Genomic DNA, 12,396 nt, shown 5'->3' with positions numbered 1-12,396 from the left:
CCATGCCCGAGGACACTCCCAGAGCACTCAAGCCTGCCACCGTCGCCGTCACCGTCGGCCGGCCCAAGGCCGAGCCCGACGCCCCCCTCAACGTGCCGATCACCATGGCGTCGACGTACGTCGCGGGCGGGGACCTCGAGTACGGCCGCTACGGCAACCCCACCTGGCAGGCGTTCGAGGAGGCGCTCGGCGCGCTCGAGGGCGGCCACTGCCTGTCCTTCGCCAGCGGGCTCGCGGCCGTGGCCACGGTGCTGGACCTCGTGGGCCAGGACAAGCTGGTGGTGGCGCCACGACACAGCTACAACGGCACCATCATGCAGCTGGGCGACCTCGAGGCCCGCGGACGGCTGCGCACCGAGCTCGTCGACATCACCGACACCGCAGCCGTGGTGAAGGCCTGCGAGGACGCCGCCCTGGTGTGGCTGGAGTCCCCCACCAACCCGGCTCTGGAGGTGGCTGACATCGAGACGATCGTGGCGGCCGGGCACGAGGCGGGGGCCTACGTCGTGGTCGACAACACGTTCGCCACTCCCCTGCTCCAGCGTCCGCTCGAGCTTGGCGCCGATCTGGTCGTGCACTCGGCCACGAAGTACATCTCCGGGCACAGCGACGCCCTCATGGGAGCGGTGGTGACCCGCGACGAGGAGCTCCACCGGGTCCTCAAGGGACGCCGGGACCTGCTGGGCGCCGTCCCCGGGACCCTGGAGGCGTGGCTGGCACTGCGCGGTCTGCGCACGCTGCACGTGCGCGTCGAGCGCGCCCAGGCCAATGCCCAGGAGCTGGTCGCCCGGCTCGCGGCGCATCCCGCGATCGGGGAGGTCCGCTATCCGGGCTTCGGATCCATCGTCTCCGTCGTGCTCGCCGAGGGCGCTCTGGCGGCCGACCTCTTCACCCGCAAGACCAGCCTGTGGATCCACGCCACCAGCCTCGGTGGGGTCGAGTCCACGATGGAGCGTCGTCGACGCTGGAAGTCCGAGCCGGCCACGATCCCCGACGCCCTGGTGCGCATGTCGGTGGGGATCGAGGACGTCGACGACCTGTGGGACGACCTGCGACGCGCCCTCGACACGCTCACCGCCTGAGACTCCCGGACGGGAGTCCGACGCCGCTGCCGGGCCCGCTCAGACCGCGGTGGGATCGTCCACGACGGCCCCGCCCTCGCGCAGCCACCAGTCGGCGGCGCCCTGAATCTCGGGGGAGGCCACCGCCCCTTCGGCGAGCTGCTTGAGCACCGGGTGCTGGGAGAGCCCTGCGGCGAAGACAGCGCGCCGGCTGATCACGTCCCCGGCCTCGAACAGGCTCTCGAGGACGCCCTCGGGGACGGGGTGGTCCGTGCTCGCCGCCAGCGTGGCCGCCGCCAGCTGCAGGTCGCGGGGGCCGTCGAACCAGTGGTGCAGCGCCATCGGGAAGTGCGTCTGCGGCATCGACATGAGGTGGATCGTGAGCCGCTCGCGGAAGGCCTCGTCGGTGCTCGTCTCGACGGCCCGGGCCAGGGTCTCGATCACCAGCGGGGAGAACGGCAGCGCCGAGAGCAGCAGATAGCTCACCACCACCGTCGCGTTGGAGGGGCCGGCGGCGAACTCGAAGAGCAGTCGGGTGAGGAGGGGTTGCTCATCGAGGCCGAGCTGGCGCGCGATGTCGGCCGACATCTGCTCGCACGCGGCCCAGTCGACGTTGCCCCGGTTGCGCGCCCACAGCTCGACCGGTGGCGGGGCGGCCGGCTCCCAGGGCAGGTGGCGCACGAGACCGCGCTGGACGTCGGCGGGCAGCTTCCAGAAGAGCACGGAGAGCGAGCGCCAGTGCTCGCTGCCGTGCGTCGTGGCGCGACAGGCCTCCATGAAGGGCTCGACCACGTCGAACCACCACTCGTGTCGGAAGTCCCGCATCACCGAGATCGTCTCGAGGGTCCACACACCGGCGTAGGTGATGTGCGAGCGGTGGTCGCTGAGCCGGTCGACGCCCCACATCCAGCTCTCATGGGTGGCGTGCTGGCCCATGACGACCGCGAGGTTGTAGAGGACCTGCAGGTGGGGATCGGCCAGTCGCTGCTCGGCCGCCTTCAGCACCGCTCGGCCGAGGGGGCCGCAGCGCAGGAGGGCGAGCGCCTCGAAGCGAGGGGCGTACGCCGAGCCGACCGCGCGCTCCAGCTCGCTGGCCAGACGTCCGGCCAGGTCGACGGCCAGCCGGTGGGGGAACGCGACTCCGGGCTGGGAGACGGCGCGAGCCCAGCGGAGCCAGTCCGCACCGGTGGGACGTCCCGCGAGCAGCGGCTCCGTGGCCGCGTTGATGTCGACCAGCTCACCGTGTCGGATGCCCGGATCGCGATCGGTGCGCGCCGTCGGGAAGATCCGGCACATGATGTCCACCGGCGCCCGCAGGCTGGCCCCCGGGCGTCCGAGCACCTGCTCGTAGGCGTCGATCAGGCGTCCCGAGCGCAGCTGTCCGGACTCCATCCGGCTCAGTGTGTAGGGCGTCGTCGTGATGCCCAGGTCGGCGAGCGCCACGATCATGTCCGACTGCCGTGGGACTCCTCCCGGACGAGTCGTCAGCCGGGCCATGCGCAACAGCCACCCGCAGCGGACGTTGGCGTCGATGACGCCCTCGCCGAGCCCCGTCAGGTCGTCGAGGACCTTCAACGGCGCCCCTCTGCCCCGCTTGGCAGGTCCCCCGCTCTCCGTCATGACTGACACCCCCGTGTCGCTGCTGTCTCGTCCCCGCGCCGAGCGCGCGCACCATTGTCACCTGCCGGCGTTGCGTTGTCCGGACAACTCGTCGACCTGACCGGACGTCACCCGTGACGCTGGTCACCGATCGGCGGGGTCGGCCGGCTGCTGAGTCGGACCGTCGCTCAGTCGGTCTCGGCCTTGGTGTCGCGGGAGATGAAGGAGACCATCATCTCGGGCGCGGTCATCCGCCCCGCGACGACGGCGTCGACGTGCTCGGCGATCGGCGCGTCCACCCCGGTACGACGCGCCAGGGCGAGCAGCGAGGAGGACGACTTGACCCCCTCCGCGACCTGGCGGGTGGAGGCGTAGACCTCGCTCGTCGTGAGGCCCTGACCGAGCCTCTCGCCGAAGGTGCGATTGCGGGAGAGCGGCGACGAGCACGTGGCGACCAGGTCCCCCAGCCCGGCCAGCCCCATCAGCGTGAGGGGGTTGGCGCCCAGGGCGGTGGCGAGCCGGGCGGTCTCCGCCAGGCCCCGGGTGATGACGGACGCGGTGGTGTTGTCGCCGAAGCCGAGTCCGACGGCCATGCCGACGCTCAGCCCCACGACGTTCTTGTAAGCGCCCCCCACCTCACAGCCCAGGACGTCGACGCTGGTGTAGGGCCGGAACGCCTTGGAGTGGCACAGCCGCTGGAGCCGCTTGGCCACCTCCTCGTCGGCACAGGCCACGACGGAGGCGGCCGGCTCCCGCCGGGCGATCTCCTTGGCGAGGTTGGGCCCGCTGACCACGGCGATCCGCTCCGGGCCCGCGTCGGCCACCTCGGCGATGACCTCGCTCATCCGCTCCAGGGTCCCGAGCTCGACGCCCTTCATCAGCGACACCAGCACCGCCTGTCGCGGCACGTGGGGAGCCCAGACGGTGAGGTTCTCGCGCAGGCTCTGGGAGGGGACGGCGAGGACGACGACGTCGGCGCCGGCCAGCGCCTGCTCCGGGTCGTGGGTGGCTCGCACCGATCGGGGCAGCTCGATCCCGGGGAGGTAGTCGGCGTTCTCCCGGGTCTGGTTGATCGACGCGCAGACCTCCTCGCGCCGCCCCCACATGGTGACGTCGTTCCCGGCGTCCGCCAGGACCATGGAGAACGCCGTCCCCCACGATCCCGAGCCCATCACTGCGACCTTCGCCATCAACGATCCTTCCGGTGGGGGTTGCCGATCTGTCGCATGCCCGCCTTGCGCGGGTCGAAGCGCTCCGCAGGGGCGGTCTCGTCGCGGATCTCCTCGAGGAGGCCCGTGATCGCGTCCATGATCCGCTCGGTGGCGGCTCGGATGGTCGTGGCCGAGCGGGGGACGGCGCGCAGGTCGTCGAGCAGCACCGGGTCGCCCACCTTCACCGTGATGTGCTTGCGCGGGAAGGGTCGGGGCACCTTGGCGTAGGGCGCCAACAGCTGCTGGGCCCCCCAGTGGGCGACGGGGATCACCGGCACACCGGTCTCCAGCGCGATCCGAGCCGCGCCGGTCTTGCCCACCATGGGCCACAGGTCCGGGTCGCGGGTCAGCGTCCCCTCGGGATAGACGACGACGCACGTGCCGGCAGCGACCTCGCGCAGCGCCGCGTCGTAGGCCCCGACCGCCGTGGGCGTGAGCCGATCCACCGGGATCTGCCCCGCTGCTGTGAGGAACCGTCGCAGAAACCGGTTGCGGAACAGCCCTGACTTGGCGAGGTAGTGCGGGAGGCGACCGTGGTCGTAGAGGACGTGCGCGCTGATCAGCGGGTCGATGTGCGACAGGTGGTTGAGCACGACGATGCAGCCACCGCTCTCCGGGATCTTCTCGCCGTCGATCCACGTGTGCCGGGTGGTGGCGAGGAACGTCGGCTTCAAGATGACCGCTCCGAGCGCGAACGCCCATCCGCGCCGTCCCTCGAGCTTGCGCACCCTCACCTGTGGTTCCTCGTCCTTCACCGGCGACCGTCTGCCGGTCGTGACGTGCCTTACGCCGAGTGCAGGTTACTCGCTCCCACCCGCCGCGACGGTCCGAGACGCGAACCGGCTGCCCGCGCGCCGACTCACGGTGGCAGGATCGTCTCGATGTCCGCTCCTGCCCCCTCCACGCCCGACCCCTCCGCAGCCCGCCCCGCCGACGCCGCTGCCAGCCGGGCTGACGGCGCGTTCGTCGTCCTCGTCCCGGTGAAGCCGCCGGCCGTGGGCAAGTCGCGGCTCGTGGGGCTGCCCGACGAGCAGCGGCGTCGACTCGCGGCCGCCTTCGCGCTCGACACCGTCACGGCGGCGCTGGGCACGCCCGCCGTCGCGGAGGTGCTCGTCGTGACCGACGACGCCCGGTTCGCCGCCCAGCTGAGCGCAGCTGGATGCTCGGTGCTCCCGGACGGGGCGGGCCACGACCTCAACGCGAGCCTCGAGCAGACCGCCGCCGAGGCACGGCGTCGGTGGCCCGGGCTCGTGCCTGCGGTGCTGTGCGCCGATCTGCCGTCCCTGCGCTCCGTGGACCTGCAGGCCGCCCTCGAGCAGGCGCACGAAGAGGTCGCCGCGGGGCACAGCTGCTTCGTGGCCGACCGGGTCGGCGTCGGGACCACGATGTACGCCGCGGCGCACGCGGACTTCGCTCCGCGGTTCGGCGGCAGCTCCCGCGCGGCGCACCTCGCCGGTGGCGCCCGCGAGATCGAGGGGACGCTGACGAGCCTGCGCTCGGACGTCGACGAGCCGGGGGACCTCGGCCGCGCCCTCGTGCTGGGCGTCGGGCATCACACGGCCGAGGCCACCGGCCGAGCCTGATCAGCTGCTGGCGCCTCCGCTGGTCTTCTTGGCGGGCGCCTTCTTGGCCGGCGCCTTCTTCGTGGTCGTCTTCTTGGCCGGCGCCTTCTTGGCGGTCGAGGACTTCTTCGCAGCCGGAGCCGACGCCGTCGCCTTGGTGGGCGTTGTCTTCGTGGGCGTTGTCTTCGTGGGCGTTGTCTTCGCGGCCGATGTCTTGGCAGGCGCCTTCTTGGCCGCTGCCTTCTTCGTGGTCGTCTTCGCGGCCGCGGTCGTCTTCTTGGCGGTCGTCTTCTTGGCCGTCGTCTTCTTGGCCGCCGTCGTCTTCGCGGCTGTCCTCTTCACCGGTGCCCCGGCTGTGGACTTCTTGGTCGCGGGCTTCGTCGTCGCACTCGCGGCGGAGGAGCTCTTCTTCGTGGCGGCATCGGCTGCCCCGCGTGCGGTGGCCGCAGCGGCCTTGGCGGGGGCGGTCGCCGCCGCCAAGGTGAGGGCGGGAAGCTTCTTGGCACCGGAGATGACAGCCCGCAGGTCAGCGCCGGGGGTGAACTTCGGGACGGCCGTCTTCTCAGCCTTCATCCGCTCGCCCGTGCGAGGGTTGCGCACCCAGCGCGCCTCCCGGATCCGCTTCTCGAACGAGCCGAAGCCCGTGATGGCGACCTTCTCCCCCCTCGCGACCTCGCGGGTGATCGTGTCCAGGACGGACTCGAGCGCCTGCGCGGCCGCCTTGCGGTTGCCGTCGTAGCGGGCTGCGAGGGCATCGATCAGCTGGGTCTTGTTCACTGGGCTCCCCTTAGGGACGTGAGCCGAGCCCGGTTGCTCGACAGTGCTGACCTGCACGCTAGGGAATCGTGCGGCCCGTCACAATCATCTGAGCGCAATTCTTGGTCCCACGCCCTCGAGGGCCGGACGAACGCCGACGGCCCGGCGACGAGGCCGCCGGGCCGTCGGAGTGATCGCTGGGTGGATCGAGGGGGTCAGGAAGCGTGCAGCGTGGCCGGCTTCCAGCTCGGACGGGTCGTCTCGTAGGACGTGATGTCGGCCTCGTGACCGAGCGTGATCCCGATGTCGTCGAGACCCTCGAGCAGGCGCCAGCGGGTGTAGTCGTCGATGTCGAAGGAGTCCTCGATCGCGTCGACGCCCTCGCCAGCCCTGACCGTGCGCGACTCGAGGTCGACGGTCACCGCGGTGCCGGGCTGGGTCTCGAGCAGGTCCCAGATGCGCTGCACGACCTTCTCGTCCACCTGGGCGGCCAGCAGCCCGGCCTTGCCCGAGTTGCCGCGGAAGATGTCGGCGAAGCGCGGCGAGATGACGGCCTTGAAGCCGTAGTTCTGCAGCGCCCAGACCGCGTGCTCGCGTGAGGACCCGGTGCCGAAGTCCGGTCCGGCCACGAGCACCGAGCCCGCGGCGTACACCGGGTTGTTGAGCACGAAGTCGGGGTCGTTGCGCCAGGCGGCGAACAGCCCGTCCTCGAAGCCGGTGCGGGTCACCCGCTTGAGGTAGACCGCGGGGATGATCTGGTCCGTGTCGACGTTGCTGCGTCGCAGCGGCACGCCGACGCCGGTGTGGGTCGTGAACTTGTCCATGTCGGGGTCCTGTTCTGCGATCGCCGTCAGGCTAGAGCCGTCAGGCGGGGGCGAGTGCGGGGGCGAGGTCGGCGGGCGACGAGAGCGTGCCGCGTACGGCGGTCGCGGCAGCGACGGGGATCGAGACCAGGTGGGTGCGTCCCCCCTTGCCCTGACGCCCCTCGAAGTTGCGGTTGGACGTCGAGGCGCTGCGCTCCCCCACGGCGAGCTGGTCGGGGTTCATGCCCAGGCACATCGAGCAGCCCGCGCCGCGCCACTCAGCGCCGGCCTCGATGAAGATCGCGTCGAGGCCCTCCTCCTGCGCCTGCAGCCGGACCCGCACGGAGCCCGGGACGACCAGCAGTCGGGTCCCCTCGGCGACCTTGTGCCCCTTGATGATCTCGGCGGCGAGGCGCAGGTCCTCGATCCGGCCGTTGGTGCAGGAGCCGACGAAGACGGTGTCGATCTTGACCTCGCGCAGCGGCGTGCCGGCCTCGAGGCCCATGTACTGCAGCGCCTTCTGGGTGGCGATCTTGTCGGTCTCGTCCTCGAAGTCGTCCGGGCTCGGCACGGAGGCGCCCAGCGGGACGCCCTGGCCGGGGTTGGTCCCCCAGGTGACGAAGGGCGTCATCGTCGAGGCGTCGAGCACGAGCTCCTTGTCGAAGACCGCGTCGTCGTCGCTGACGAGCGTCTTCCAGTGCGCGACCGCGGCGTCCCAGTCGGCACCCTTCGGAGCCTCGGGCTTGCCCTCGATGTAGTCGAAGGTGGTCTGGTCGGGAGCGATCAGACCGGCCTTGGCGCCCCACTCGATCGACATGTTGCAGATGGTCATCCGGCCCTCCATGGAGAGCTGCTCGATGGCCTCGCCGCGGTACTCCACGATGTAGCCCTGGCCGCCGCCGGTGCCGGTGTGCGCGATCAGCGTCAGCACCAGGTCCTTGGCGGTGACGCCCTCGGGCAGGGTGCCGTTGACGGTGACGGCCATCATCTTCGGCTTCGCCTGCATCAGGGTCTGGGTGGCCAGCACGTGCTCGACCTCGGAGGTGCCGATGCCGAACGCGATCGCGCCGAACGCCCCGTGGGTCGAGGTGTGCGAGTCGCCGCACACGATCGTCATCCCCGGCTGGGTCAGCCCCAGCTGCGGGCCGACGACGTGGACGATGCCCTGCTCGACGTCGCCGAGCGGGTGCAGCCGCACGCCGAACTCCGCGGCGTTGCGGCGCAGGGTGTCGACCTGGGTCTTGGAGACCGGGTCGGCGATCGGCTTGTCCCAGTCGAGCGTGGGGACGTTGTGGTCCTCGGTGGCGATGGTCAGGTCCGGGCGGCGGACGGCGCGACCGGCCAGGCGCAGACCGTCGAACGCCTGCGGCGAGGTGACCTCGTGGATGAGGTGGAGATCGATGTAGAGGAGATCAGGCTCCCCCTGCGCACTGCGGACGACATGCTCGTCCCACACCTTCTCGGCCAGGGTCTTGCCCATAACTTCCCCTCCACACTGACTCAGGCGAACGGCACGCGGTGCCGGCCGGCCATCGGTTGTCTCTTCGGACACGCAATCTACCTCTTGCATCCCATGATCTGAGACGGCAGTATTGCCATATGGACAACTCTAGCGGTGTGGGCGTTCTCGACAAAGCCGCGCTGGTGCTCGCCGCGCTCGAAGCGGGACCCGCGACCCTGGCCGGACTCGTGTCCGGCACCGGCCTGGCCCGACCGACGGCGCACCGCCTCGCGGTGGCCCTGGAGCACCACCGCCTGGTGGCCCGCGACATGCAGGGTCGCTTCGTCCTCGGTCCGCGGCTCGCGGAGCTCTCCGCAGCCGCCGGCGAGGACCGCCTGCTGGCGGCTGCCGGCCCCGTGCTGGCCCGGCTGCGCGACATCACGGGCGAGTCCGCTCAGCTGTGGCGCCGCCAGGGCGACCACCGCGTGTGCGTGGCTGCCGCCGAGCGCCCGAGCGGCCTGCGCGACACCATCCCGGTCGGCTCCCAGCTGACCATGCGGGCCGGCTCCGCCGCCCAGGTCCTGCTCGCCTGGGAGGACCCCGAGCGCATGCACCGGGGCCTGCAGAACGCCGCCTTCTCGGCCACCGCCCTGTCGGGGATCCGGCGACGCGGGTGGGCCCAGTCGATCGGCGAGCGCGAGCAGGGCGTGGCGTCGGTCTCCGCGCCGGTGCGCTCCCCCAGCGGCAAGATCATCGCCGCCGTCTCGGTCTCTGGTCCGCTCGAGCGGCTGTCTCGTCAACCCGGCCGGATGCACGCCCCGGCCGTCCTGGCCGCTGCCGAGCGCCTGTCCGAGTCACTGCGCCGCGCCGCGGCCGAGTAGTTCTCCTCAGAAGAGCGCGTCCTCGCTGCTCCGCTCCAGGTCGAGCAGGGTCTGCTTGCGCTCGATGCCGCCCGCATAGCCGGTCAGCGTGCCGTTGGCCCCGATCACCCGGTGGCACGGGATGACCACCGGGATCGGGTTGCGTCCGTTGGCCAGCCCGACGGCACGCGATGCCGCGTTGGTCATCCCCAGGCGCCGGGCGATCTCGCCGTACGACGCGGTCTCGCCGAACCCGATCAGCAGCAGCTGCTCCCAGACCCGCTGCTGGAACGGCGTCCCCGCAGGACGCAGCGGCAGGTCGAACGTCGTCCGCTCGCCGCGGAAGTACGACGCGAGCTGGGCGACCGCCTCCACCAGCACGGGATGGTCGTCGGCGCGCCCGCCGATGCCGGGTGCCTCCCCCACCGGCCGGTAGGGCGAGAACTCGATCGCCACGATCGCGTCATCGTGCTCGACCAGGCGCAGGTCACCGATGGGCGACTCCATCTCGGTCCACATCTCAGGTCTCCTGACTCGGTGGGGCGGGGCTCGGTGGGGCGGGGCTCGGTGGGGTGGGGCTCAGTGGGGTGGGGGCGGCGGGGGTCAGCGAGTGCCACAGGTGCATCAGCGCGTAGGAGCGCCAGGGGCGCCAGCGCTCGGCGAGCGTCGAGAGCGCATGCGCGTCAACGGGACCGCCGAGCCGGGCCACCGCGTGGCGGACGCCGACGTCGGTGGGCAGGAACACGTCCGGGTGACCCAGGGCGCGCAACGCGATGTAGTCAGCCGTCCACGGGCCTATGCCGGGCAGCGCGACCAGCTGGCGCCGTACGTCGTCGCGGTCCGGGCCGCGGTCCAGGGCCACAGACCCGTCGGCCAGGGCGCCGCACAGGCCGACCAGCGCCCGTCCGCGGGCGCGCGGCATCGGCAGCGCGCCGGGGTCCAGGGCGGCCATCGCCGCGGAGGACGGGAACAGGCGCAGCAGCGGCTCCTGGGGCACTTCCAAGGTGCGGCCCAGGGATCGCGCCAGGTCGGTGGCCATCGTCCGGGCGCGGGCGACGCTGACCTGCTGGCCGAGCACGGCCCGCACCGCCAGCTCGTCCCCGTCCACGTGGCCCGGCACCCGCAGGCCGGGGGTGGCGCGGACGAGCGGGCCCAGGACCGGGTCACCGAGGAACTGCTCAGCGATCGCGACCGGGTCGCAGTCGGCGTCGAGCAACCGGCGGGTGCGCTCGACGGCGGCGGAGGTGTCCCGCAGGTCGGTGAGCGCGAACGTCGCCTCGGCGAACGTCACCCCGCCGACCTCGGCGACGTCGGGCACCCGCACCGCGACGGTGCCGTCCCCGTGTGGCAGCGCGAGCGTGCGGGAGTAGACGTCGCCCTGCACGTGCTCCACCCCCGGGACCGCCCGCAGCGCGAGGAAGGCCAGCAGCGCCCGCCCGGCGTACGGCGTGCGCACCGGGATCCTCATCGTGAGGGTGCCGGCCGATCGCTCCCGGTCACCACGCCGGCCTCGCAGCTCGGACGGTGTGCTGGCGTAGACCTCGCGCACGGTCTCGTTGAACTGCCGGATGCTCGAGAACCCGGCCGCGAAGGCGATGTCGGCGAACGTCATCGGGGTCGACTCGATCAGGACGCGTGCGGTCTGGGCTCGGCGGGCCCGGGCGAGCGCCAGCGGTCCGGCTCCCAGCTCGGCGAGCAGGATCCGGTTGAGGTGGCGCGAGGTGTAGCCGACGCGCCTGGCCAGACCGTCCACGCCCTCCCGGTCGACGACGCCGTCGGAGATCAGCCGCATCGCCCGACCCGCCACGTCCGCGGCGACGTCCCAGTCGGGGCTGCCGGGGGTGGCGTCGGGCAGGCAGCGCTTGCAGGCCCGGTGACCGGCTGCCTGGGCGGAGGCCGCACTGAGGTGGAACGACACGTTCGAGAAGGCGGGGGTCCGCGCCGGGCAGGACGGCCGGCAGTAGATGCCGGTGGTGCGCACCGCGGTCCAGAACACGCCGTCGAAGCGCCGGTCACGGCTCTTCACCGCGCGGTAGCACGACTCCGGGTCGAGGCGTGCGGTCGTGGACATGCCCCCATCGTGACAGGTGGTCGCCGCCCGGGCTCGCGAGAATCGGACACGACCCTGCGGCGACTACACCTTCAACCGGTCGACGGTCCTGGTGATGTTATCGCCGGACTTCTCGAGGAACACGATCTCCCCGAACTCCAGCTGCGACCAGTCGTCGGTGCCCTCGGTCAACGGCTCCGAGGCGAAGATGACGGACGTCGCCTCCTCGACGGAGCAGTCCTCGAAGTCGTAGGTCGACTCGTTGTGCTCGAAGTTGCGCCCCAGCAGGAAGTACATCGGCTCCAGGAGCATGCCGAGCGCGAAGTCATCCGTGCCGGGGGCGGCCTGGCGCAGCTCTCTCCAGTCACCGGCCGGATCGGTCTCGCCCTGGTGGCCGGTGCCGACGTTGACCCCGATGATCCGGTTCGGAGAGACCAGGGCCATCTTCAGCTTGACCAGCGCTGGGAGATCGAGATCCTTCATCGCCTGCACCAGGAGTCTCACCATCTCCTCGATGGCACGCTTCACGTCCTCGTCACTATCGCTCTCGAGCAGGGACAGGAGGAGCACGTAGAGGAACTCCGTGTCGGTGTTGCCCGCCATCTGCTCGAGGTACTCGTCCTTGCAGTGGCGCAACAGCTCCCGCTGCAGGAGCTTCCAGTTCGGCACGTCACCGTTCTGCGCGACGATCCAGCGGGTCCCTCGGTAGGAGAAGGGATGGCAGTTCTCGTCGGCCAGCACGGTCTTCGCGTTGTAGTCGGCCGCTCTCACATGAGCCAGCAGGGTGCTGACCTGAAGACTCGGCACGATGCCGCCCACGTTGTCGTCGTAGAAGGCTGGCATGGGGCGGTGGTAGAGGAAGGGCTCGTCCGGCTTGAGCAGATGCTCGCTCCACGCGCCGAATCCCCACCCGGCCAGCTGGAGCTGAGGGTGACGCTCGGGGTCGAGGGTCTGGTTGACGAGACTGTTCTCCGGCTTGAGCAGCAGGCTGTCCAACGGGACTTCCGGCCCGATGTAGGCGAGAACTCGGCACATGGGTTTCCCTTTCCTTGG

General features: G+C 71.3%; 12 protein-coding genes. 3 read left to right on the top strand and 9 right to left on the bottom strand.

Translation table 11 applies throughout. The annotated features are described in order from the left end of the window. Positions 1 to 2 precede the first annotated feature (2 nt). Entirely contained in the window at positions 3 to 1,082 is a 1,080-nt protein-coding gene (locus ACYU7L_RS14700; protein ID WP_460797956.1) for a trans-sulfuration enzyme family protein, read from the top strand. A 39-nt stretch (positions 1,083 to 1,121) separates the two neighbouring features. On the opposite strand, the gene ACYU7L_RS14695 is transcribed toward ACYU7L_RS14700, so the two are convergent. The 3 genes from ACYU7L_RS14695 to ACYU7L_RS14685 form a co-directional block, all read right to left on the bottom strand. Then, positions 1,122 to 2,636 (bottom strand): hypothetical protein, encoded by a 1,515-nt coding sequence (locus ACYU7L_RS14695; protein WP_460797954.1) that lies wholly within the window; start codon positions 2,634 to 2,636, stop codon positions 1,122 to 1,124. A 212-nt stretch (positions 2,637 to 2,848) separates the two neighbouring features. Continuing rightward, positions 2,849 to 3,850 carry an NAD(P)H-dependent glycerol-3-phosphate dehydrogenase gene (locus tag ACYU7L_RS14690; RefSeq protein ID WP_460797952.1) on the bottom strand — a complete coding sequence of 334 codons (1,002 nt, stop codon included), beginning with the start codon at positions 3,848 to 3,850 and terminating at the stop codon, positions 2,849 to 2,851. Continuing rightward, positions 3,850 to 4,605, bottom strand: coding sequence for a lysophospholipid acyltransferase family protein (locus ACYU7L_RS14685; protein ID WP_460797949.1), 756 nt, complete (start codon positions 4,603 to 4,605; stop codon positions 3,850 to 3,852). The genes ACYU7L_RS14690 and ACYU7L_RS14685 overlap by 1 nt, the downstream gene beginning before the upstream one ends. Positions 4,606 to 4,752: 147 nt before the next feature. Between ACYU7L_RS14685 and cofC the strand changes: the two genes are divergently transcribed. After that, on the top strand, positions 4,753 to 5,454 hold the full coding sequence (gene cofC, locus ACYU7L_RS14680) for a 2-phospho-L-lactate guanylyltransferase (protein WP_460797947.1): 702 nt from the start codon (positions 4,753 to 4,755) through the stop codon (positions 5,452 to 5,454). Here cofC and ACYU7L_RS14675 read toward each other — a convergent pair whose 3' ends face one another. The 3 genes from ACYU7L_RS14675 to leuC all read right to left on the bottom strand — a co-directional run bounded on the left by ACYU7L_RS14675 (position 5,455) and on the right by leuC (position 8,472). Continuing rightward, positions 5,455 to 6,210: an HU family DNA-binding protein gene (locus ACYU7L_RS14675; RefSeq protein ID WP_460797945.1), complete on the bottom strand. Its 756-nt coding sequence runs from the start codon at positions 6,208 to 6,210 to the stop codon at positions 5,455 to 5,457. 194 nt (positions 6,211 to 6,404) lie between these two features. Then, positions 6,405 to 7,013 (bottom strand): 3-isopropylmalate dehydratase small subunit, encoded by a 609-nt coding sequence (leuD, locus tag ACYU7L_RS14670; RefSeq protein ID WP_460797943.1) that lies wholly within the window; start codon positions 7,011 to 7,013, stop codon positions 6,405 to 6,407. Between the two features lie 40 nt (positions 7,014 to 7,053). Further along, the gene (leuC, locus tag ACYU7L_RS14665; protein ID WP_460797941.1) at positions 7,054 to 8,472 is read right to left on the bottom strand and encodes a 3-isopropylmalate dehydratase large subunit; all 1,419 of its coding nucleotides are present in this window, start codon (positions 8,470 to 8,472) and stop codon (positions 7,054 to 7,056) included. A 119-nt stretch (positions 8,473 to 8,591) separates the two neighbouring features. Here leuC and ACYU7L_RS14660 point away from each other — a divergent pair, with 119 nt between their 5' ends. Beyond that, entirely contained in the window at positions 8,592 to 9,314 is a 723-nt protein-coding gene (locus ACYU7L_RS14660; RefSeq protein ID WP_460797939.1) for an IclR family transcriptional regulator, read from the top strand. A gap of 6 nt (positions 9,315 to 9,320) precedes the next feature. Here the strand turns inward: ACYU7L_RS14660 and ACYU7L_RS14655 are convergent, their stop codons facing one another. The 3 genes from ACYU7L_RS14655 to ACYU7L_RS14645 form a co-directional block, all read right to left on the bottom strand. Then, on the bottom strand, positions 9,321 to 9,812 hold the full coding sequence (locus ACYU7L_RS14655; RefSeq protein WP_460797936.1) for a methylated-DNA--[protein]-cysteine S-methyltransferase: 492 nt from the start codon (positions 9,810 to 9,812) through the stop codon (positions 9,321 to 9,323). A 1-nt stretch (position 9,813) separates the two neighbouring features. Further along, a complete protein-coding gene (locus tag ACYU7L_RS14650; RefSeq protein WP_460797933.1) occupies positions 9,814 to 11,364 on the bottom strand; it encodes an AlkA N-terminal domain-containing protein in 1,551 nt (516 codons plus the stop codon). Between the two features lie 63 nt (positions 11,365 to 11,427). Beyond that, a complete protein-coding gene (locus ACYU7L_RS14645) occupies positions 11,428 to 12,378 on the bottom strand; it encodes a class II glutamine amidotransferase (RefSeq protein ID WP_460797931.1) in 951 nt (316 codons plus the stop codon). Between the last annotated feature and the right edge of the window lie 18 nt (positions 12,379 to 12,396).

Source organism: Nocardioides pacificus (assembly GCF_054775955.1).
Note: the sequence above shows the minus strand (reverse complement) of the source record. Positions and strands in the feature narration are given on the sequence as shown.

What these genes read in the sequence shown, in the direction of transcription:
- ACYU7L_RS14700 (WP_460797956.1), top strand. Translation starts at nt 3, where the DNA reads ATGCCCGAGGACACTCCCAGAGCACTCAAGCCTGCCACCGTCGCCGTC.
- ACYU7L_RS14690 (WP_460797952.1), bottom strand. Translation starts at nt 3,850, where the DNA reads ATGGCGAAGGTCGCAGTGATGGGCTCGGGATCGTGGGGGACGGCGTTC.
- cofC (WP_460797947.1), top strand. Translation starts at nt 4,753, where the DNA reads ATGTCCGCTCCTGCCCCCTCCACGCCCGACCCCTCCGCAGCCCGCCCC.
- leuD (WP_460797943.1), bottom strand. Translation starts at nt 7,013, where the DNA reads ATGGACAAGTTCACGACCCACACCGGCGTCGGCGTGCCGCTGCGACGC.
- leuC (WP_460797941.1), bottom strand. Translation starts at nt 8,472, where the DNA reads ATGGGCAAGACCCTGGCCGAGAAGGTGTGGGACGAGCATGTCGTCCGC.
- ACYU7L_RS14660 (WP_460797939.1), top strand. Translation starts at nt 8,592, where the DNA reads ATGGACAACTCTAGCGGTGTGGGCGTTCTCGACAAAGCCGCGCTGGTG.
- ACYU7L_RS14655 (WP_460797936.1), bottom strand. Translation starts at nt 9,812, where the DNA reads ATGTGGACCGAGATGGAGTCGCCCATCGGTGACCTGCGCCTGGTCGAG.
- ACYU7L_RS14650 (WP_460797933.1), bottom strand. Translation starts at nt 11,364, where the DNA reads ATGTCCACGACCGCACGCCTCGACCCGGAGTCGTGCTACCGCGCGGTG.
- ACYU7L_RS14645 (WP_460797931.1), bottom strand. Translation starts at nt 12,378, where the DNA reads ATGTGCCGAGTTCTCGCCTACATCGGGCCGGAAGTCCCGTTGGACAGC.